Below are 20,512 nucleotides of genomic sequence, written 5' to 3'. Positions count from 1 at the left end.
CCCCTCAGACCGGGCGCTTGCGTGCGGTGCGGAAGGAGCGTGACCCCTGCCCGGAGGTCACCGAGCGCCGCCGCGAGCCGGCGAGCGCGCTGGGCGAGCCGTAGTACGCCTCGTCGTGGCGGCCGGGCTCGTCCTTGGCCGCGCGCACCTCACGCCCGTCGGGTCCGTCCGCGCTCTCCGACCGGCCGGTCGCGGCCGCCACCCGCCCCGAGCCCGGCGGCTCGTCGTGCGGGTGCCCCGAGGCCGACCCGTGATCGTGGGCGTGCCCGTGGCCGTGGTGGTGCTCGTGCCCGTGATGGTGGTGGTGCGGCTCCGGCACGGTGGCGTTGGGATCGAGCAGCCGCGGGATCTGGCGGGTGGCCAGGCCGATGTCCCGCTCGTACTTCATGACGACGTTGAGGGTGTCGGCGACCACCGGCGCGGAGAGCTCGTCCACCCCGAGCACCGCCAGGGTGCGCGCCCAGTCGATCGTCTCGGAGATGCTCGGTGCCTTGCGCAGCTCCAGCTCGCGCAGGCCGCGGACGACCTCGACGAGCTGGCCGGCCAGGGCGTCGGAGAGCCCGGTGTCCTTGGACCGGATGATCTCCAGCTCCCGCTCGGCGGAGGGGTAGTCGAGGAAGAGGTGCAGGCACCGGCGCTTCAGGGCCGCCGACAGGTCGCGGGTGTTGTTCGAGGTGAGCACCACCAGCGGGATGTGCCGGGCGGCGAAGGTGCCGACCTCGGGCACCGAGACCTGAAACTCGGCGAGCAGCTCGAGGAAGACCGCCTCCAGCGCCTCGTCCGCCCGGTCCACCTCGTCGATGAGCAGCACCACCGGGTCCTCGGAGCGGATCGCCTCCAGCAGCGGCCGCGGGGCGAGGAAGCGCTCGGAGAAGAAGATGCTGTCCTGGGCGGCGATCATCTCCACCGCCGAGGGCAGGTCCGGGGCGTCGGCGACGACCTGGTTGATCTTCTCCCGCAGGATCTGGGTGTAGAGCAGCTGCTTGCCGTAGTCCCACTCGTAGAGGGCCTTGGTCTCGTCCTGCCCCTCGTAGCACTGCAGCCGCAGCAGCCGGCGGCCGGTGGCCTGGGCGACGCTCTGCGCCAGCTGGGTCTTGCCGACGCCGGCCGGGCCCTCGAGCAGCAGCGGCTTGCCGAGCGCCCCCTGCAGGAAGGTGGTGGTCGCCAGGCGCTCGTCGGTCAGGTAGCCGACGTCGGCCAGCCGCTGCCGGGCGTCGCCGACGTCGGTGAAGGTCAGCGTGTCGGTCTCGGTGTCGCTCTCGGTGTCGGTCTCGGTGGTCGTCATCGGCTCTCTCCCGCGTGCTCGCCAGGGTCGGACGGCTGCCTCGCCGCCCGTCGTGCGCTCCCCCGGAGGGGGCCGCACCGTGCGGGTCGGGGCCCGGACGGCGCGGCCCGGCTCACGGCAGCAGCTCGTCGAGGTCGCCGTTGAGGCAGTGCTCGACGACCGGACGCACGGTCTCGAAGGTGCACTCCTTGGGGTTGCCGGGGGTGCAGGCGTCGCCGAGGACGTGGTTGGTGATCCGGTCGATGTCCGCGTCGTCGCCGACGATCGTCGGGCTGTCCTCGTAGAACTTCGTCGGCCCCTGCCCCAGGCGGTTCTTGGAGTAGCTGTCCTGGGTGACGTCGGTGAACTTCTCGGTGATGCCGACGTCGCGCAGCAGCCGGATGGCCGCCTCCAGCGCCGCGTCCGCGGCCTGCACCTTGGTCATCCCGTGGGTGTCGACACCCATCGCCTCGGCCATGTCGGCGAACCGCTGGTAGGCCGCCGGCATGTTGAAGGCCCACACCCGCGGCAGCGCGATGGCGTTGTTCAGCCCGTGGTGGGTGTCGTAGAAGGCGGAGACGGCGTGCGAGATCGAGTGCACGATGCCCAGACCGCCGGAGTTGAAGGCCTGCGCGGCGATGTACTGGGCGTACATCATCCCTTCGCGCCCGGAGAGCTCCTCGCCGTTCCAGACCGCCTGGCGCAGGTGCTGCGAGGTGAGCTTCACCGCATGCAGCGCGTTGCCCAGGGAGGGCTCGAAGTTGAGCCGGGAGACGTACGGCTCGGAGGCGTGCGCGAGCACGTCGAAGCCGCACTGGGCGGTGTAGTCGATGGGGCAGTCGTAGTAGAGCACCGGGTCGTCGACGGCCAGCGTGGTCACCGAGGCGTCGTCGAAGGCGACGTACTTGTGCGGGTTGTCCGGGTCGGTCGTGGTGTCCGTGATGACGTACGCCCAGGAGGTCTCCGAGCCGGTCCCGGCGGTGGTGGAGACGGCGATGTGCGGCGGGTTCTTCGGGTTCTCGGACTTGTTGAAGCCCTCGAACTCGTTGACGTTGCGGCCGTCGTGGGCGACCGAGATCCGGGCCCCCTTGCAGGCGTCGTGCGAGCTGCCGCCGCCGATCGAGACGAAGCTGTCGCACTCGTTGTCCTGGTAGAGCCCGACCGCGTCCATGACGTTGTAGTCCTTGGGGTTGGACTCGACCTGGTCGTACACGACGACCTCGAGCCCGTGGTACTTCATCGACTCGACGATCTTGTGGACGATGTCGGTGCCGCGCAGGCCCGAGGTCATCACCAGCGTCTTGCGGAAGCCGAGCTTGAGCGCCTCGGGCCCGATCATCTCGTGCGACCCGGGACCGAGCAGCCCCCGCGGGAAGGGGTGGAACTCCTTGATCGGGAATGGTTTGAGCAGCTCGTCGACCTGCATCGTCGTCTCCTCCTCGGTGAGGGCGATCGGGGGTGGTGAGGCCGACGCTAGGGATCGGGACCGGCCACGGGTAGACGAGGACGAGGAACCGCCCGCCCCGCCCGGGCGGCGCCCGCCGGGCCGGGCAGCGCGGGCACCTGCCCGGTCGGGCAGGGCGTCGGTGCACCCCTGCCCGGTCCGGCAGGTGCGGCCTGCCCCCCAGACGGGTGTGCCCTCGGCGGGCGCCTTCCTAGCGTGAGCGGTGTCGCCGTCGACCGTGCGGCGATACGGGTCGGACCGAGGACGACGTCCCGCCGGCCGCGTCGGACCAGCGAGAAGGAGCACCGCGATGACCCCCGAGGACCGCACCGACACCGACGCCCCGGTCGAGGCCGAGACCGCACCGCCGGAGGCGCTGGCCGACGACCTCGTCGAGGACGTGTCCATCGACGGCATGTGCGGCGTCTACTGACGCCGCCCCCCGAGACGGACGACGCTCGTGCTCGACCAGGCCTGGGAGCTGAACGGCTCGGTGGCGATCCGCCCCGAGCCGTTCGGCGCCCTGCTCTACGACTTCCACAGCCGCCGGCTGACCTTCCTCAAGGACCGGCGCCTCGTCGCCGTGGTCGAGGGGCTCGCCGCGGCACCCACCGTCGACGACGCGCTGGCCCGGGCCGGGGTGCCCGTGGCCTTGCGTCCCGGGTTCGGCGCCGCCCTGGACCGGCTGGCCCAGCAGCGGATGATCACCAGGAGGACCTCATGACCCTCGCCCCCGAGCGCAGCACCGGCTCCGCCGCCGACCACGCCGCCGCCCCCCGGGTCCGCACCGGGGCTCGGCTCGTGGACCACTTCGAGCACGGCCTGGACGCCCCGATCTGCCTCACCTGGGAGCTCACCTACGCCTGCAACCTCTCCTGCGTGCACTGCCTGTCCTCCTCGGGTCGGCGCGACCCGCGCGAGCTGAGCACCGCCGAGTGCTTCGCGCTCATCGAGGAGCTGCAGGCGATGAAGGTCTTCTACGTCAACATCGGCGGCGGCGAGCCCACCGTGCGACCCGACTTCTGGGAGATCGTCGACCACGCCGTGGCGCACGACGTCGGGGTGAAGTTCTCCACCAACGGCTTCCGGATCACCCCGGAGAAGGCGGCCCGGCTGGCGGCGACCGACTACGTGGACGTGCAGGTCTCCCTGGACGGGGCCACCCCGGAGGTCAACGACCCGATCCGTGGCGCCGGCACCTACGACGCGGCGCTGCGGGCGCTGCGCACCCTCGCCGACGCGGGGATGAGCGACACCAAGCTCTCCGTGGTCTGCACCCGGGAGAACGTGCCGCAGCTGGACCGCTTCAAGGAGATCGCCGACGACCACGGCGCCACGCTGCGGCTGACCCGGCTGCGTCCGGCGGGCCGGGGCGCCGACGTGTGGGCCGACCTGCACCCCCTCCCGGAGCAGCAGCGGGAGATCTACGACTGGCTGGTGGCCCACGGCGACGGGGTGCTCACCGGGGACTCGTTCTTCCACCTGGCCGCCTTCGGCGACGCCCTGCCCGGGCTCAACCTCTGCGGGGCCGGCCGGGTGGTCTGCCTCATCGACCCGGTCGGCGACGTCTACGCCTGCCCCTTCGCCATCCACGACCGCTTCCTCGCCGGGAACACCCGCGACGCCGGCTTCGGCACGGTGTGGCGCGAGGCCGAGCTCTTCCGCGAGCTGCGCTCGCCGCAGACCGGTGGCGCCTGCACCCGGTGCTCGGCCTACGACGCCTGCCGCGGCGGCTGCATGGCCGCGAAGTTCTTCACCGGCCTGCCGCTGGACGGCCCCGACCCGGAGTGCGTCAAGGGCAACGCCACCGGCGCGCTCGCCGCGGCCGCCGAGGCGGACCGGCCGCGCCCCTCGGGCGACCACAGCCACCGTGGCCCGACGCGCAACGCCCCGGTGCCGGTGACCATCGGGTCGCGCCCGCCGTCCTCGCCGTGCGACGAGAGCCCGCTCGCCCCGGGACGCGCCACGGTCACCCCCGGCTGAGCGATGGACGTCGTGGCCCCGGACGAGCCGACCGGCGCGGACCTCGGCCGAGCCACCTCGCCCCAGGTCGGGGCCGCCACGGTGCCCGACGGCCACCACCCCGGGCCGCTGCTGATCCCGCTCGGTGCGCTGGAGCAGCACGGCCCGCACCTGCCGCTGAGCAGCGACAGCACCATCGCGGCGGCGGTGTGCGCCCGGGTCGCCGAGCGACTGCGGTCGACCGGGCGACCTGCCCTGGTCGCCCCGGTGCTCGGCTACGGCGCCAGCGGCGAGCACGAGGGCTTCCCCGGGACCGTCTCGATCGGCACCGAGGCGCTGCAGCAGGTGGTGCTCGAGCTGGTCCGCTCCGCCCGGCGCTGGTGCCGCCAGGTCGTGCTCGTCACCGGGCACGGCGGCAACGCCGAGGCGCTCACGACCGCGGTCACCCGGCTGCGCCACGAGGGGCACGACGTCGTGTGGACCAGCTGCGCCGAGCCCGGCTGGGACGCCCACGCCGGGCACGCCGAGACCTCGATGATGCAGGCGCTGCGCCCGGACCAGGTCGGTGCCCCGCCCTTCGTCCCCGGGGCCCGCGAGCCGGTCGCCGACCTGCTGCCCCGGCTGCGCTCCGGCGGGGTGGCCGCAGTCTCCCCCAGCGGTGTGCTCGGCGACCCGCGGCAGGCCACCCCCGCCGACGGGCGCGCCCACCTGGAGCAGCTGGCCGGGCGCATCGCCGCCCAGCTCGAGCACGACCTCAGCGACTCCCGCGGCTGCCTCGTCCGGCCGCACCGGGTGCCCTCTTGAGCAGTGTCCCTGTGACCGCTGGGCCGCCGGTCGCCGTCGTCGCCGGCGGTGCCCGCGGGATCGGTGCCGCCACCGCCCGGCGGCTGGCGGACTCGGGGCGAACCGTCGTCGTGCTCGACGCCCTCGGCGGGTCCACCCTGGGCTATCCGCACGCCGACGCCGAGGATCTGGCCCGGCTGGCCGAGGGCGGCATCGACGGCCACGACGTCGACCTGCGGGACCCGGGCGCCACCCGCGCCGCGCTCGACGCGGTGGTCGCCGAGCACGGGCGCCTCGACGTCGTCGTCGCCGCCGCCTCGGTGGTCGCCGGCGGTCCGCTGCTCTGGCAGGCGCCGGCGCACCAGCTGACCGCCCTGCTGGAGGCGGACCTGCTCACCGGTGTGCACCTCATCCAGGCCGCCGTGCCGCACCTGCTGGACCGGCCCGCCGAGGACCGGCCCAGCGCCGTCGTCATCACCTCGGTGGCCGGCCGTCAGGGGCTCTTCGGGCTCTCCGGCTACGTCATCGCCAAGCACGCCGCCGTCGGCCTGGTCCGGGCGCTCGCTGCCGACCTGGCCGGCACCGCGGTCACCGCGGTCGGAGTCTCCCCCGGCGCCACCGAGACCGAGATGCTGGCCGCCACCGCCCGCATCTACGGCCTGGAGAGCACCGCCGCGCTCGCCGAGCAGCAGCACCTGCGCGCTCCGATGGACGCGGACGAGGTGGCCCAGGTGGTCGAGCTGGCCGCCACCGCCGGCCCGGTGGTGCACGGCGCCGTGCTGGACGCCGACGGGGGGTTCCGCCGTGGCTGAGCAGGACACTGCACCGCTGCCGACCGGCTTTCAGGTGCGTCTGGACCCCGGGACCAGGAGCCGCGACGGCGGCCGCACCCTCTACGGCGGGTCCGGCGGACGCATGGTGCACCTGCGCCCGGCCGCGCTGGAGCGGCTGCAGCCGACTGGAACCCTCGAGGTCGGCGACCCGACCAGCGCGCGCCTGGCCCGGATGCTGCTGGAGCGCGGCCTGGCCCACCCCTGCTGGCGCCCGGGCACCGACGACCGGCTGGCCGACGTCACCGTGGTGGTGCCGGTGCTGGACGCCCCGCTGCAGGTGGACCGGCTGCTGCGGCGGCTGCCCGGCGTCGCGGTGGTGGTGGTCGACGACGGCAGCACCGACCCGGCCGCCCTGGCCGCGGTGTGCCGCCGGCACGGCGCACGTCTGCTGCGCCACCCGGTCTGCCGCGGACCGGCCGCGGCCCGCAACACCGGCCTGGCCACGGTGCGCACGCCGGCCGTCGCCTTCGTCGACGCCGACGTCGTCCTGGACCGCGACGCGCTGGTGGCGCTGCACCGTCACCTCGACGACCCCCGGGTGGCGCTCGCCGCGCCGCGGGTGCTCGGCCTGGAGGAGGGTGGCGGCCCGCTGGCCCGCTACGAGGCCGCCCGCTCCTCCCTCGACCTCGGCCCCGAGCCGGCGCTGGTGCGCCCGCACGCCCGGGTCTCCTACGTGCCCAGCGCGATGATGCTCGCCCGGACCGGCGTGCTGGGCACCGGCTTCGACGAGCGGATGCGGGTGGCCGAGGACGTCGACCTCGTCTGGCGGCTCTCCCGCACCCACGACGTGCGCTACGACCCGGCGATCCAGGTCCGGCACGAGCACCGCACCGGCACGCGGGCCTGGTTGCGGCGCAAGGCCTTCTACGGCACCGGGGCGGCCCCGCTGGCCCGGCGGCACGGCTCCGCCGTCGCCCCGGTGGTCAGCCCGGCGTGGGGCCTCGTCGTCGCCGGTGCGCTGCTGGCCCAGCGCCGCTGGAGCCTGCCGGTGGCGGCCGTGACCACCGTGGTGGCCGAGCTGGCGCTGGCCCGTCGGCTGACCGGCAGCCGAGCCCCGCACCGGGACGCCGCCGCGGTGATCGGCCTCGGTCTGCACGCCACCCTGGCCCAGACCGGCAGCGCGCTGCTGCGCCACCACTGGCCGGTGACCGCCGCGCTCGCCCCCTTCTCCGCCCGGGTGCGTCGGGCCGCGCTCGCCATGACGGTCCTCGACGCGGTCCTCGACCACCGCCGGCACGCCCCCGGGACCGACCTGGTCCGCTACGCCGTGCTGCGCCGGGCCGACGACCTGGCCTACGGCCTCGGGCTGTGGCGCGGCTGCCTCGCCGAGCGCTCGCCGCGGGCGCTGCTCCCGCTGATCCGGGTGCGCGCCGCCGCACCGGCCCACCCTCGCCCCGACCAGTCCCCCGACCCCACCTGAGAGGTACCGCCATGGGCAACAACGGATGGTTCGAGACCGTCGCCGAGGCGCAGCGACGCGCCCAGAAGAGGCTGCCGCGATCGGTCTACAAGGCCCTGCTCGCCGGGTCCGAGCGCGGTCAGACCTACCGCGACAACATCGACGCCTTCGCCGAGCTGGGGTTCGCCCCGCACGTCGCCGGCGGCCCGGCCGAGCGGGCGCTGGGCACCCAGGTGATGGGGGTCGACCTCGACCTGCCGGTGATCATCTCCCCCACCGGGGTGCAGGCCGTGCACCCCGAGGGCGAGGTCGCCGTCGCCCGGGCGGCCGCCGCCCGCGGCACCGCCATCGGGCTGAGCTCCTTCGGCTCGCGCACCCTGGAGGACGTCGTCGCCGCCAACGACCGGACCTTCTTCCAGATCTACTGGTCCGGCGGGCGCGACGTCATCGAGCAGCGGCTGCAGCGGGCCCGGGAGGCCGGCGCGAAGGGGGTCATCGCCACCCTCGACTGGACCTTCTCCTTCGGCCGCGACTGGGGCAGCCCGGCGATCCCGGAGGCCCTCACCCCGAAGGCGATGCTCTCCTTCGCCCCCGAGGTGGCGCTCAAGCCGCGCTGGCTGCTCGACTTCGCCCGCACCGGGCAGCTGCCCGACCTGACCACCCCCAACATGGCGGCGAAGGGTGAGCCCGGACCCACCTTCTTCGGCGCCTACGGGGAGTGGATGACCACCCCGCCGCCGAGCTGGGAGGACATCGCGTGGATGCGCGAGGCCTGGGGCGGGCCCTTCATGATCAAGGGGATCTGCCGGGTCGACGACGCCCGGCGGGCGGTCGACGCCGGGGCCAGCGCGATCTCGGTGTCCACGCACGGCGGCAACAACCTCGACGGCATCCCCGGGGCGATCCGGATGCTGCCCGGGATCGCCGAGGCGGTCGGCGACGAGATCGAGGTGGTGCTGGACAGCGGCATCCGCCGCGGCGGCGACGTCGTCAAGGCGCTGGCCCTGGGGGCGCAGGCGGTGATGATCGGCCGCGCCTACCTGTGGGGGCTGGCCGCCAACGGCCAGGCCGGGGTGGAGAACGTCCTGGACATCCTCTCCGGCGGGATCTCCTCGGCGATGCTCGGCCTGGGCAAGGCGTCGGTGGCCGACCTCGCCCCGGAGGACATCCTCGTGCCGGAGGGCTTCGCCCGGGTGCTGGGCGACTGAGACGGGCGCTGGGACCGAGGTGGTGCTCGGGGACCGGGGCGGTGCTCGGGGACCGGGCGCTGCTCGGGGACCGGTGCGGCGCTCAGCCGGTGATCGCGGCCACCAGGCGCGGCAGGACCTGCGCGGCCGTGCCGCGCAGCCGCAGGTCGCACACGTCGCTGACCTCGGTCTCGGTGGGGTTGACCTCGATGACCGTGGCGCCCTCGGCGCGGGCCATCGCCGGGAACCCGGCCGCCGGGTAGACCACCCCGGAGGTGCCGACGACGAGCACGACGTCACCCTCGGTGAGCGCCTCGATGGCCGCGGTGGTCTCCGCCAGCGCGCGGGCCGGCAGCATCTCGCCGAACCACACCACCCCGGGACGCACGTCGCCGCCGCACTCGCCGCAGGACGGTGGCTCGAGGCGCTCCACCGGGTCCTCGGGCACCTCGACCGGGCCCACGTGGGGGGTGGCGCAGTCGCTGCACCGGAGGTCGGTGAGCGAGCCGTGGACGTGCGCCAGCACCGTGGATCCGGCGCGCTCGTGCAGGTCGTCGACGTTCTGGGTGGCGATGCTCACCTCGCGGTAGGCGGCCAGCTCGGCGAGGGCGCGGTGGCCGGCATTGGGCTGCACCGCCCGGAGCCGACCGATCCGCCAGGCGTACCAGGCCCACACGTAGGGCGGGTCCTGCTCCCAGGCCTCGGGGGTGGCCAGGTCCGTCGGGTCGACCTGCTCCCACAGCCCGGTCTGGGCGTCGCGGAAGGTGGGCACCCCGGACTCGGCGCTCATCCCGGCCCCGGAGAGGACGAGCACCCGGCGAGCGCCCCGCAGCGCGTCGACCGCCTCGCCCAGGCCAGCGACCTGGGTCTCCTCGACGGCGTCGGCGTCGGAGGTCATCGGCGCGTGGCCCGGTAGGCGGCCCGCAGCATGGGCAGCTGCAGCGGCAGCCGCAGCAGGGTCCCGGCAAAGGCGCCGCGGGCGGCCGGGGTCTGCCTGCGCTGCGCTCGTCGGCCGTGGTCCAGGCTCATCTGGACGTTGGCCGGCAGCACCCCGAGCAGCACGGCGACGCTCGCCCAGCCGGCCGCGCGGCGGGTGGCCGGGTGGACCAGACCGGCCGCGCAGGCCAGCTCGGCCACCCCGGAGGCGAGCACCAGCGCGCGGTCGTGCTCGCGCAGCGGCGCCGGGACGATCGGCTCGAAGACCTGCGGCCGGACCAGGTGGATCACGCCGGAGGCGGTGAAGAGCCCGGCCAGGGCACGGGTGTCGGTGGCCAGCGGTGCGCTCATGCGACCCATCCTGTCACCGCCCGGACGCTCGGCGGGTGTCACCTGCTCGCGGTGCGCCCCAGGTCGAGACCGCTGAAGGCCACCGTGTCCCCGTCGGCCCCGGCGACGGCGAGGGTCACGCCCCCGGGCACCGCCGCGCTCAGCTCGGCGGAGATCGGGGCTGCGTCGTCGACGGTCACCGAGACCTGGCGGCCGTCCACGCTGATCCGCACCTCGTGCTCGTCGCTCGCGCTGACGGTGCCCCGGGCCAGCACCACCGGTTCGTCCTGCGTGCGCTCCCGCAGCTCGACGTCGGTGCCGCGCAGGCGGACCTCGACGCTGCCGGCCTGCGCCCAGTCCTGACCGTCGCGGACGACGACCGAGGCCGAGGTGTCCGCATCGGTCCCGGAGACCGTGGTGCTCAGCGTGTAGTCCTCCCAGGTGACCGCCGTGGCCCCGTTCCGGCACTCGGCGTAGCCGTCCCGCTCCAGGGTGGCCCGGACCGCGTCCTCGGCGGTCTCGCAGGCGGCCATGGTGCCGGTCCACCGCAGGTCGGCGGCCGAGGCGGGCATCGTCGTCGGCACGGCCTCGCTGATGGTGCGCAGCATCTCGGTCGTGGTGGTCGAGCCGAGCATCGGCAGCCGGCGCAGGGTCATCGGGTCGTCGCCGGCGAGGATCGCGCGGTGCGGCAGGCCGTCCTGCCCGACGAAGCCCAGCTGGAAGCCGGAGTCCTCGAGCAGGCCGCTCAGCCGCTGCTCGGCGTCGTCGATGTTGCTGCCCTGGCCGTGCTGGCTGAAGGGGTAGGCGAAGGCGGGCACGGACGGAGCCACCTCTCGTTCGAGCCAGTCCCGGCTGGTCTGCAGGTCCTGCTCGACGCGTCGCTGCCACTGCGGCGTGCTCTCCAGCTGCCCGTCGCGCACCACCCGGTGGTCCAGCACGCTGACCTCGGCACCGCTCTCGTCCGTGCCGTGGTCGTGCTGGGCGTGGGTGTGGCTGCCGATCTCCCAGCGCCCGGTCGCCTGCAGCTCGTGGACCTGCTCGACGGTCATGTAGTACGACGGGGTGTCACGCATCGGCACCGAGCCGGTCGCCGGGAAGGACACCCCGGTGAAGCCGTGCCGGGCGAGGATCGGGTCGATGACCTCGAGCGTGGTGGCGTGCCCGTCGTCGAAGGTGAGCATGATCGGCTTCTCCGGCAGCTCGCCCTCGCCGTCCAGGAAGTCACGCAGCTGCCGCAGCGTGATGGTGGTGAAGCCGGCCCGGTCCAGGGCGCGCACGTGCCGGGCGAACCGCTCGGTCGGGGTGGTCTGGGCGCCCTGGGCGTCGGCCCGGCTGGTCACCGCGTGGAAGTTCACCACGGGGACGGCGCCCTCGTAGTCGGGCACCGCGTCGGCGAGGTGCTGCTCGGCCGGGCTCAGCGTGACGGTGGGGATCTCCTCGGCCCAGCCGGGTGCGGCGTCCTCGCCGGAGGGGCTGACCAGCCGGGCCCACGCCACGCAGGCGAGCAGCACGCCGACGATCAGCGTCGAGGTGGTCAGGCGGTAGAGGATCCCCCGTCGGGGTCGGTCCTGGGAGTAGCCGGCGTGCACCCGCTCCTCGCTCTCGGGCTGGGGACGGTCGGTGGTCATGCGCGCACCTCTTCGGTGGTCGTCTGCTCCCCGGTGCGCGTCGCCGCGCGCTCGCCGGGCAGGTCGCGGGTGCCCCACGAGGCGTCGCGCACCCGCAGGATCGCCCACCACAGCTGGAAGCAGAAGGCGATGTAGAAGTACGTGCCGACGAAGGCGTACAGCCACAGGCCGTCGTCGCGCATCGCCCGGTAGTAGAGGGCGTAGGCCATGCTCACCAGGAAGAGCCCCAGCAGGTAGACCAGCGGGAGGGTGCCGGTGACCGCCGGCTGGCTGAGGTTGAGCAGCAGCACCAGCGGGCTGAGCAGGCCGGCCATCGTCCCGGCGAGGATGAAGGGGAAGGCCACCGGGTGGGTCCGCCAGCTGTGGGTGAGCAGGATCAGCCCCTCCCGGAACCAGGACTTCTTCCAGCGCAGCTGCTGCCGGAAGAACTTCCGGTAGGTGGCCGGGGCATCGGTCCAGGCCTCCGCGGAGGAGTCGTAGAGCGCCCGCCAGCCGCGACGCAGCAGCTGGTTGGTCAGCGCCCGGTCGTCCCCGTGGGTGCACTCGGCACCGAGGAAGCGCTGGTGCTCCCAGCCGTCGAGGACCTCCATGACCGCGGAGCGGCGGTAGGCCGAGAAGCAGCCCGAGCAGCAGGTCACCGCCCCGACCACGGACTCGGCCGCCTTGAGCAGCTGGAAGGAGACGAAGTAGCGGGCCATCTGCATCGCGGTGAGCGCGTTGGTGTAGGCGTTGCGCACATGGGTGATGCCGGAGACGGCGGCGACCCGCTCGTCGGCCAGGCCCTGCACGATCTGCCGCACCGCCCCCGGCGAGGGCACCGAGTCGGAGTCGACGAAGACGAGCACCTCGGCCTCGGTGGCCCGGATCCCGGCCGCCATCGCGGCTCGCTTGCCCTGGTTGTGGCCGAGGTCGACAAGAGTCACCGCGCCTGGCGGGTGCAGGGCGGCCGCCGCCTCCATCCGCTCCCAGGTGTCGTCCTCCGACCCGTCGTCGACGACCACGAGCTCGACCTTCTCCGCCGGGTAGTCCACGGCGAGGCAGGCGTGGATCGTCCGGGCCACCGCAGCGCCCTCGTTGTAGGCCGGCACGACGATCGCCACGTGCGGCTCGTGGCCGGCGTCGCTCGGCGGGCGGTAGAGCGCGCCGAGCAGGAAGCGGCTGAGTACGTAGGTGGAGACGACGACCGTGTAGAGGGCGATCGGCATCCGCCACCGGGAGCCGTCGAGGTAGAGCAGGACGTGCCAGAGGAAGAGCAGGCAGATGACGGTGGTCAGCACCGCCGCGGCGACGCGGGTGACCCGCTCCCGCCGGCTGGTTCCGGGCACGAGGACACGGGCCCGTTCAGGGCTTCTCGGGCGCACGGGCCCCCTCCTTCGGTCGCGGCGGGCGAGCATCCGCGACGACCCGTCGGTCTCGGTTCGGCCACGGCCACGCCCGCACCGCATGATGGATACATGCGTGGACGAGCGCGCCCCCCGTGGCTGCTGATCGTGTGCGCCACCGTCGTGGTGGCGCTGGGAGCAGCGGCGGGCTGGTACGCCCTTCGCCCCGCGGCTCCCCTGCTCACGTGGACGGCCTCTGGTGAGGACCGCCTCGTGACTGACGAGTATCGCACGGTCGATGCGGATTCAATCAACTCGTCCCCCGACAACGTGTGGGATGTCACCAGCGGGGCCCTGTACGTGCGGGACGGCACGGGCTGGACCGGCCCGACGTCGGCCGGGCAGCCGATCCCGGGCATCGGCCCGAGCGTCGGGTCAGCGGTCTTCCGGATGCACTCGCGGCGGGCCGATCTCGGCGACGTGGCGACGTCCGTGCGACTCAGAGCCCTCGCCCAGGACGAGCCGACCGGCGGGACGGCCCCGGACTGGGACGGGGTGCACGTGTGGGTGCGGCACGTCAGCGAGCAGGAGCTGTACGCGGTCTCGGTGATGCGTCGGGACGGTCAGGTCGCGATCAAGCGCAAGCTGCCCGGCGGTCCCAGCAACGGCGGCACCTACGCGACGCTGGCGACGACCGAGCGGACGATGCCGCTGGGGCGCTGGCAGGACGTCGAGGTCCGGGTGCGGGACGAGGGCGAGCAGGTGCGGATCGCGCTCGCCATCGACGGCGAGCCGGTGCTCGACGCGCTCGATCACGGGCAGCCCGGTCCCGGGCAGAGCCGGGCGCGAGCCATCACCGGGTCGGGGTCGGTCGGGGTCCGCGCGGACGCCACCGAGGTCGAGCTGGCCCAGGTGCGGGTCGAGCCGTGCTCGGCGGACCTGGCCGAGGAGTGCTGACCCCGCTGTCGCCCGGCAGCGCGAGCCGGCTCAGAAGAGGATGGTGGCGAAGCGCCCGACCTGCTGCATGCCGATGGCCCGGTAGGTGGCCAGCGCCGGGGCGTTGAAGTCGTTGACGTAGAGGGTGACCAGCGAGGCGTGCTCGGTCATGGCCCGCTCGACGGCGGCGGCCATCATCGGCACCGCGAGCCCCTGGCCGCGCAGGTCCGGGGCGAGCCAGACGCCCTGGACCTGGCAGGTGTCCAGGGCCACCGAGCCGAGGTCGGCCTTGAAGACCACCCGGCCACCGTCGACGACGACGTAGGTCCGCCCGGCCTGGATCAGCCGCCAGATCGAGTCCCGGTAGAAGGTGGGGCTGCCCGAGTACGGCGGGTAGCCGATCTCCTCGGTGAACATGTGCTCGGCGGCCGGCAGCACGAGGTCGAGCTCCTCGGGGCGGGCGGGGCGCACCCGCTCGTCCAGGCTCACGCCGAGCTCGCTGGGGCGGGTGCGGGTGGTCATCAGCGGCTGGTCGCGCACCGAGCGGGGCGGGGGGTAGGCGTCCCCGGCGAGCGCCCACAGGTCCATGACCTCCTCGCGGGGGCCGAGGAAGGAGGCGCACCGGCGGCGGGCCTTGCGGGCGCGCTCGGCCAGGGCCAGGCGGGCGCGGGGGTCGGTGCCGACCGGCACGACGTTGGCGACGGTCCACAGCAGCGCGGTGAGCCGGCCGTCCTCGAAGTAGCCGTGCGTGGAGGTGCTGCCGCGCCCCATGGCGCCGTCGATGATCCGGCTGGCGACGAAGACGTGCGAGGCGGGGTCCTGCGCGCACAGCTCGAGCGCCTCGTCGACGTCGTCGCCGCCGAGCAGGCGGACCGGGTGGCGGGTGCGCAGCACGAGCGTCAGTCTCCCACTACGCGTCGTCGTGCGGGGGCGCTCGTCCTCAGCGGGTCGTCCTGGTCAGCCGACGGTGACCGAGGGCTGCCCGGTCGGCTCGCCGTCCACGGGCTCGCCCATCTCCTCGGCGATCCGCATGGCCTCCTCGATGAGGGTCTCGACGATCTGGCTCTCCGGGACGGTCTTGATGACCTCGCCCTTGACGAAGATCTGGCCCTTGCCGTTGCCGGAGGCGACGCCCAGGTCGGCCTCGCGGGCCTCGCCGGGGCCGTTGACGACGCAGCCCATGACGGCGACGCGCAGCGGGACCTCCATGCCGTCCAGCCCGGCGGTGACCTCGTCGGCGAGCTTGTAGACGTCCACCTGGGCGCGACCGCAGCTGGGGCAGGAGACGATCTCGAGCTTGCGCGGCTTGAGGTTGAGGCTCTGCAGGATCTGGTTGCCGACCTTGACCTCCTCGACCGGCGGCGCGGACAGCGAGACCCGGATGGTGTCGCCGATGCCGCGGCCGAGCAGGTTGCCGAAGGCGGTGGCCGACTTGATCGTGCCCTGGAAGGCGGGTCCGGCCTCGGTGACCCCGAGGTGCAGCGGCCAGTCGCCGCGCTGGGCGAGCAGCTCGTAGGCCTGGACCATGACGACCGGGTCGTTGTGCTTGACCGAGATCTTGAAGTCGTGGAAGTCGTGCTCCTCGAAGAGGCTGGCCTCCCAGACCGCGGACTCCACGAGGGCCTCCGGGGTGGGCTTGCCGTACTTCTCCAGCAGGCGCTTGTCGAGCGAGCCGGCGTTGACGCCGATGCGGATGGAGACGCCGGCCGCCTTCGCCCGGCGGGAGATCTCGGCGACCTGGTCGTCGAACTTGCGGATGTTGCCCGGGTTGACCCGGACCCCGGCGCAGCCGGCGTCGATGGCCGCGTAGACGTAGTTCGGCTGGAAGTGGATGTCGGCGATGACCGGGATCTGGCTCTTCGCGGCGATCGCCGGGAGCGCCTCGGCGTCGTCGCGGCTGGGGCAGGCGACCCGGACGATGTCGCAGCCGGCGGCGGTGAGCTCGGCGATCTGCTGCAGCGTGGCGTTGATGTCGGTGGTCGGCGTCGTCGTCATCGACTGCACCGAGACCGGCGACTCGCTGCCGACCCCGACCGACCCGACCTTGATCTGCCGGGTCTGCCGCCGGGGGGCGAGGACGGGCGCGGGAGCCTTCGGCATGCCGAGGGAGACAGTCATGCCCCCATTATGCGCGCCCACCCTGGATGCTCCCTGTGCCTCCCCCAACCCACCCCGGTCCCGCACAGCACCCGGCTACCACGCAGTAAGTGTCGTGATCACAGCACTTACTGCGTGGTAGCGCGCGGGGTAGGGGGCGAAGGCAGGGAGTCGTCCACATCCCCAGCAGGCGTCGCAGGAGCGTCCACCCCCTGAGGAGCGCGCACCCGGAGCCCTGCTCCCCTGCCGCACGATCCCGGCATGCCACGCTCAGCCGACACCACCAGCCCCAGCGGTCTCACCGAGGCAGCCCTCGCGCACGTCGCCCGCCAGGACGGGCTCGTGACCCGCAGCCAGCTGCTGGACTCCGGGGTGTCCAAGGCGACGATCCGATGGCGTGCCGGACGCACCTGGCTGGCCCTGCTGCCCAGCGTCTACCTCGTCACCGGTGGCCCGCCGACCCACCGGCAGCGCGAGATCGGTGCGCTGCTGTGGGGCGGGGGACGCGCCTACCTCACCGGGTCCGCGGCTGCGCGGCACCACGGGATGATCCTGCCGCCGTTGGCGACGCTGGAGATGCTGGCCCCGGCCCCGGCCAGGTCCCGGGGCCACGGCTTCGCGTCGCTCCGGCGCACGACGATCGATGACCCGGCGGTGGTCTCGGTGGGACCCCTGCGCTACGCCTCCGCGGCACGCGCGGTGCTCGACCTGGCACATGCTCGACCAGGCAGCGCCGCTCGCTCGGCCCTGCTCATCGAGGCGGTCCAGCGCGGGGTCACCTCGCCCGAGGAACTGCACGCATGGATCTGCCGGCTGCGCACCCGCGACGCAGCCCGCCTCCTCCGCCCGCTGGAGCATGCGGCGAGCGGCGCCTGGTCCGTGCCCGAGGTTCAGCTGCTCGAGCTGGTGGCCACGTCGTCGATCCTGCCGGAACCCATGCTCAACCCCACGCTGCGCGACGAGGGCGGTCGGCGGCTGCTCACGCCCGACGTGTGGTTCGACGAGGTGGCGATGGCCGTCATGGTCCACTCCCACCTCTTCCACTCCACCGGGCGGGACTGGGTGCAGACCGTCGAGTCGGACGGCGAGCTGACCCGCCGTGGGGTGCTCGTCCTCGGGATCACGCCCACCGGGATGCGGGAGGACCCGGTGGGCACCCTTCGCCGGGTCGAGGACAGCCACGCCATCGCCGCGAGGCGCCCCCGCCCGGGCGTCGTCGCGACGCCACGCCCCGTCGTCCGCTCCGCCTAGAGCGCGGGCTACCACGCAGTAAGTGTCGTGATCACAGCACTTACTGCGTGGTAGCCGGCGGTTCTGGGTGACCGGTCGTCGCGGGGTGGCGGAAGGGGGTTGGGGCTAGGTGAGCTGGACGGGGGCGACCAGGTCGGCGTAGATGAGCAGCACGGTCATGGCGATGAAGACCAGCGCCACCCCGTAGGCCAGCGGCAGCGCCTTGGCCACGTCCACCGGGCCGGGGTCGGGGCGCCCGCGCACCCGCGCCCAGCCCCGCTTGAGCGCCTCCCAGATCGCGCCGGCGACGTGGCCGCCGTCCAGCGGCAGCAGCGGCAGCATGTTGAAGGCGAAGAGCATGAGGTTCAGCGAGCCGACGAGGCTGACCAGCATCACCGCCCGCTCCTGGCCGGTGCCGAAGGCGTCCGAGCTGGTGACCTCGCCGGCCACCCGGCCGACCCCGACGACGGACATCGGTCCGTTCGGGTCGCGGTCGGCGTCGCCGAAGGCGGCGTGCCAGATGCCCACCATCTTCTCCGGGATCTGCAGCACCAGGTCGAAGGTGTCGACGAGCATGTCGCCGAAGAGCCCGGGGACGGCGGTGATCGGCTGCTGCTGCACCTCGCGGGTGCCGCTGGCGCCGAGGAAGCCGACCTGCTCGGTGACGTACTCGCCGCGCACGTCGGTGACGTACTGGCCGTCCTCGATCTTCGGCAGGTCGAGGACGATCGGCTCGGCCGTCAGCTGCTGGCGCTGCCCGTCCCGCTCGACGGTGATCGCCAGCGGGGCGTCGCCGTTGTCCCGGATCGCGGTGCGCACCTCCTCCCAGGTCTCGACGTCGCGCCCGTCGATCCGGGTGATGGTGTCCCCTGGCAGCAGCCCGGCGGCGTTGGCCGGCGAGCGCTGCATGTCGTCGGTGCACTCCTGGGCGGCCTGCTGGTCGGCGCGGGTGAAGTCCACGCACTCGCTCACCGAGGAGAGCGTCGGCGTCGTGACCGCGATGCCGTGCAGGGTGAAGATCCCGGTGAAGACGGCGAGGGCGATGGCCAGGTTCATCATCGGCCCGCCGAGCATGATGATGATCTTCTTGCGCACCGGCAGCTGGTAGAACATCCGCCCGTCGTCTCCGGGCCGGACCTCCTCGAAGGACATCGCCCGGGCCTCGTCGGCGAGCTGGCTGATCCGACCGGTGCTGGCGGTGCGCATCGTCCCGGGCTCCTGACCCGGCTTCGGCGGGTACATCCCGATCATCCGGATGTAGCCGCCGAGCGGGATCGCCTTCACCCCGTACTCGGTCTCCCCCTTCGTCCGGGACCACAGGGTCGGCCCGAAACCGACCATGTACTGCGGCACCCGCACCCCGAACTTCTTGGCCGGGACGAGGTGGCCGATCTCGTGCAGCGCGATGGAGGCGCCGATGGCCAGCACCATGAGGATCACGCCGAGGAGGAAGAGCATGCTCAGATGCTCTCACCTTCGGGCGCCGGGGCCGAGACACCGAGCAGGTCAGCGGCCTCCCGCCGCGCCCAGGCGTCCGCCGCGAGCACCCCCTCCAGGGTGTGCTCGCCGCCGCTCTCCTGGTGCCGCTGCAGCACCTCGGCCACCGTGTCGACGATCCCGACGAAGGGCAGCCGGCCCTCGTGGAAGGCGTCGACGGCCACCTCGTTGGCGGCGTTGTAGACCGCCGGGTGGGTGCCGCCGGCGGCCCCGGCCTGGCGGGCCAGCCGCACCGCGGGGAAGGCGTCGTCGTCGATCTGCCCGAACTCCCAGGACTGCGCCTGGGTCCAGTCCGGGGGCGCGTCGACGTCGGTGAGCCGCTCCGGCCAGGAGAGCCCCAGCCCGATCGGCACGAGCATCCGCGGCGGTCCGAGCTGGGCGAGCGTGCTGCCGTCGTGGAACTCGACCATGGAGTGGATCTGCTGCTGCGGGTGCACCACGGTCGCGATCCGGTCGAAGGGGATGTCGAAGAGCAGGTGCGCCTCGATGACCTCCAGCCCCTTGTTGACCAGGGTCGCCGAGTTCGTCGTGATCACCCGGCCCATGGCGAAGTTGGGGTGCGCCAGCGCCTGGTCGGGGGTCACCTCGGCCAGCTCGGCCCGGCCGCGCCCCCGGAAGGGGCCGCCGCTGGCGGTGATCACGAGCCGCCGCACCTCGGCGGCACGGCCGCCGCGCAGGCACTGGGCGATCGCCGAGTGCTCGGAGTCGACGGGCACGATCTGGTCCGGCCCGGCCAGGTCCTTGACCAGCGGCCCCCCGATGATCAGCGACTCCTTGTTCGCCAGGGCCAGCGTGGAGCCGGCCCGCAGCGCGGCCAGGGTGGGCCGCAGGCCGATGGCGCCGGTGATCCCGTTGAGCACGACGTCCACCGGCCGCCCGGCGACCTCGGTGGCCGCGTCCGGACCGACCAGCACCTCGGGGGTGTAGCCGGTGACGCCGGCGGCGGCGGCCGACGCCCGGATCGCGTCGGTCAGCTCTGCCCGGTCGCCGGTGGCGGCGGCGACCAGGGGCGCCCGGGTGGCCACCGCCTGCTCGGCCAGCAGCGCGAGGTTGCCGCCCGCGCTCAGCGCGACCACCTCGAAGCGGCCCGGGTGGGCGTCGATCACCTGCAGCGCCTGGGTGCCGATCGACCCGGTCGAGCCGAGCAGGCTGACCCGGCGGGCGGTCACTCCCCCACCCCGCGCGAGCTGGCGATCTCCTCACGCCGGGCCAGCCGGTGGCGCCGCCGGATCTCGGCCTCGTGGTGGCGACGTCGCTCTGCGGCTGTCTGCACGACGAGCTCGGGCACCTCACGGGTGGCGCCGTCCTGGTCCACGGCCACCATGACGAGGTACGCGCTGGCGACGTGGACCCGCGGGGTCACCGCGTCCCAGCGGTCCACCTCGGCCCGGACCCCGACCTCCATCGAGCTGCGCCCCGCCCAGTTGACGCAGGCGTGCACGTGCAGCACGTCACCGATCCGCACCGGGGTGAGGAAGACCATCTCGTCCATGCCCGCAGTCACCGCCGGCCCCTGGGCGAAGCGGTTGGCGGCCACCCCGGCCGCGTCGTCGACGATCTTCATGATGTTGCCGCCGTGCACGGTGCCGAGGAGGTTCCCCTCGACGTTGCCCATGACCCGGCTCAGGGTGATCTGCGTGTCGGTCGGTGTGGTCACCGATACA

The 20,512-nt window shown here is 73.7% G+C and carries 20 protein-coding genes; 9 read left to right on the top strand and 11 right to left on the bottom strand.

Features of this window, described 5'->3' with window-relative positions:
* Positions 1-4: 4 nt before the first annotated feature.
* A complete protein-coding gene (locus BJY28_RS10400) occupies positions 5-1,285 on the bottom strand; it encodes an AAA family ATPase (RefSeq protein ID WP_179462948.1) in 1,281 nt (426 codons plus the stop codon).
* 112 nt (positions 1,286-1,397) lie between these two features.
* Positions 1,398-2,690, bottom strand: coding sequence for an NDMA-dependent methanol dehydrogenase (gene mdo, locus BJY28_RS10395; protein WP_179462947.1), 1,293 nt, complete (start codon positions 2,688-2,690; stop codon positions 1,398-1,400).
* Between the two features lie 328 nt (positions 2,691-3,018).
* Here mdo and mftA point away from each other — a divergent pair, with 328 nt between their 5' ends.
* The 7 genes from mftA to mftD are packed head-to-tail and all read left to right on the top strand — an operon-like array spanning position 3,019 to position 8,893.
* A complete protein-coding gene (gene mftA, locus BJY28_RS10390; protein WP_179462946.1) occupies positions 3,019-3,141 on the top strand; it encodes a mycofactocin precursor MftA in 123 nt (40 codons plus the stop codon).
* 27 nt (positions 3,142-3,168) lie between these two features.
* Complete coding sequence (gene mftB / locus BJY28_RS10385; protein WP_179462945.1) at positions 3,169-3,432, top strand: mycofactocin biosynthesis chaperone MftB; 264 nt, start codon at positions 3,169-3,171, stop codon at positions 3,430-3,432.
* Positions 3,429-4,691 carry a mycofactocin radical SAM maturase gene (gene mftC, locus BJY28_RS10380; protein ID WP_179462944.1) on the top strand — a complete coding sequence of 421 codons (1,263 nt, stop codon included), beginning with the start codon at positions 3,429-3,431 and terminating at the stop codon, positions 4,689-4,691. Before mftB ends, mftC begins: the two co-directional genes overlap by 4 nt.
* A 3-nt stretch (positions 4,692-4,694) precedes the next feature.
* On the top strand, positions 4,695-5,474 hold the full coding sequence (gene mftE / locus BJY28_RS10375; RefSeq protein ID WP_179462943.1) for a mycofactocin biosynthesis peptidyl-dipeptidase MftE: 780 nt from the start codon (positions 4,695-4,697) through the stop codon (positions 5,472-5,474).
* A gap of 11 nt (positions 5,475-5,485) precedes the next feature.
* Positions 5,486-6,265, top strand: coding sequence for a mycofactocin-coupled SDR family oxidoreductase (locus BJY28_RS10370; protein ID WP_179462942.1), 780 nt, complete (start codon positions 5,486-5,488; stop codon positions 6,263-6,265).
* Complete coding sequence (gene mftF, locus BJY28_RS10365; RefSeq protein WP_218875291.1) at positions 6,258-7,706, top strand: mycofactocin biosynthesis glycosyltransferase MftF; 1,449 nt, start codon at positions 6,258-6,260, stop codon at positions 7,704-7,706. Before BJY28_RS10370 ends, mftF begins: the two co-directional genes overlap by 8 nt.
* Before the next feature lie 11 nt (positions 7,707-7,717).
* Complete coding sequence (gene mftD, locus BJY28_RS10360) at positions 7,718-8,893, top strand: pre-mycofactocin synthase MftD (RefSeq protein WP_179462941.1); 1,176 nt, start codon at positions 7,718-7,720, stop codon at positions 8,891-8,893.
* Between the two features lie 82 nt (positions 8,894-8,975).
* Here the strand turns inward: mftD and BJY28_RS10355 are convergent, their stop codons facing one another.
* From BJY28_RS10355 to BJY28_RS10340, 4 genes are read right to left on the bottom strand one after another with little or no spacing between them, the layout of a single operon-like run.
* On the bottom strand, positions 8,976-9,770 hold the full coding sequence (locus tag BJY28_RS10355; RefSeq protein ID WP_179462940.1) for an SIR2 family NAD-dependent protein deacylase: 795 nt from the start codon (positions 9,768-9,770) through the stop codon (positions 8,976-8,978).
* The gene (locus BJY28_RS10350; RefSeq protein WP_179462939.1) at positions 9,767-10,159 is read right to left on the bottom strand and encodes a DoxX family protein; all 393 of its coding nucleotides are present in this window, start codon (positions 10,157-10,159) and stop codon (positions 9,767-9,769) included. Before BJY28_RS10350 ends, BJY28_RS10355 begins: the two co-directional genes overlap by 4 nt.
* A gap of 38 nt (positions 10,160-10,197) precedes the next feature.
* On the bottom strand, positions 10,198-11,766 hold the full coding sequence (locus BJY28_RS10345) for a polysaccharide deacetylase family protein (RefSeq protein WP_179462938.1): 1,569 nt from the start codon (positions 11,764-11,766) through the stop codon (positions 10,198-10,200).
* Positions 11,763-13,091 (bottom strand): glycosyltransferase, encoded by a 1,329-nt coding sequence (locus tag BJY28_RS10340; protein WP_218875289.1) that lies wholly within the window; start codon positions 13,089-13,091, stop codon positions 11,763-11,765. Before BJY28_RS10340 ends, BJY28_RS10345 begins: the two co-directional genes overlap by 4 nt.
* A 270-nt stretch (positions 13,092-13,361) precedes the next feature.
* Here BJY28_RS10340 and BJY28_RS10335 point away from each other — a divergent pair, with 270 nt between their 5' ends.
* Positions 13,362-14,045: a hypothetical protein gene (locus tag BJY28_RS10335; protein WP_179462936.1), complete on the top strand. Its 684-nt coding sequence runs from the start codon at positions 13,362-13,364 to the stop codon at positions 14,043-14,045.
* 30 nt (positions 14,046-14,075) lie between these two features.
* Here BJY28_RS10335 and BJY28_RS10330 read toward each other — a convergent pair whose 3' ends face one another.
* Together BJY28_RS10330 and ispG are read right to left on the bottom strand one after the other, a co-directional pair.
* On the bottom strand, positions 14,076-14,918 hold the full coding sequence (locus BJY28_RS10330) for a GNAT family N-acetyltransferase (protein WP_179462935.1): 843 nt from the start codon (positions 14,916-14,918) through the stop codon (positions 14,076-14,078).
* Between the two features lie 63 nt (positions 14,919-14,981).
* Positions 14,982-16,142 (bottom strand): flavodoxin-dependent (E)-4-hydroxy-3-methylbut-2-enyl-diphosphate synthase, encoded by a 1,161-nt coding sequence (gene ispG, locus BJY28_RS10325; protein ID WP_179462934.1) that lies wholly within the window; start codon positions 16,140-16,142, stop codon positions 14,982-14,984.
* 240 nt (positions 16,143-16,382) lie between these two features.
* Between ispG and BJY28_RS10320 the strand changes: the two genes are divergently transcribed.
* Positions 16,383-17,372, top strand: a complete 990-nt coding sequence (locus BJY28_RS10320; protein WP_179462933.1) for a hypothetical protein — start codon at positions 16,383-16,385, stop codon at positions 17,370-17,372.
* Between the two features lie 105 nt (positions 17,373-17,477).
* Here the strand turns inward: BJY28_RS10320 and BJY28_RS10315 are convergent, their stop codons facing one another.
* Genes BJY28_RS10315 through BJY28_RS10305 form a run of 3 tightly spaced genes read right to left on the bottom strand, consistent with a single transcriptional unit; the run spans position 17,478 to position 20,505 of the window.
* Positions 17,478-18,809, bottom strand: a complete 1,332-nt coding sequence (locus BJY28_RS10315; protein ID WP_179462932.1) for a M50 family metallopeptidase — start codon at positions 18,807-18,809, stop codon at positions 17,478-17,480.
* Between the two features lie 2 nt (positions 18,810-18,811).
* Positions 18,812-20,017 carry a 1-deoxy-D-xylulose-5-phosphate reductoisomerase gene (gene dxr, locus BJY28_RS10310; RefSeq protein WP_179462931.1) on the bottom strand — a complete coding sequence of 402 codons (1,206 nt, stop codon included), beginning with the start codon at positions 20,015-20,017 and terminating at the stop codon, positions 18,812-18,814.
* Positions 20,014-20,505 (bottom strand): acyl-CoA thioesterase, encoded by a 492-nt coding sequence (locus BJY28_RS10305; protein ID WP_343037055.1) that lies wholly within the window; start codon positions 20,503-20,505, stop codon positions 20,014-20,016. The genes dxr and BJY28_RS10305 overlap by 4 nt, the downstream gene beginning before the upstream one ends.
* Positions 20,506-20,512 lie beyond the last annotated feature (7 nt).

It is taken from the genome of Janibacter alkaliphilus (genome assembly GCF_013408565.1).
GTDB lineage: Bacteria > Actinomycetota > Actinomycetes > Actinomycetales > Dermatophilaceae > Janibacter > Janibacter alkaliphilus.
Note: the sequence above shows the minus strand (reverse complement) of the source record. Positions and strands in the feature narration are given on the sequence as shown.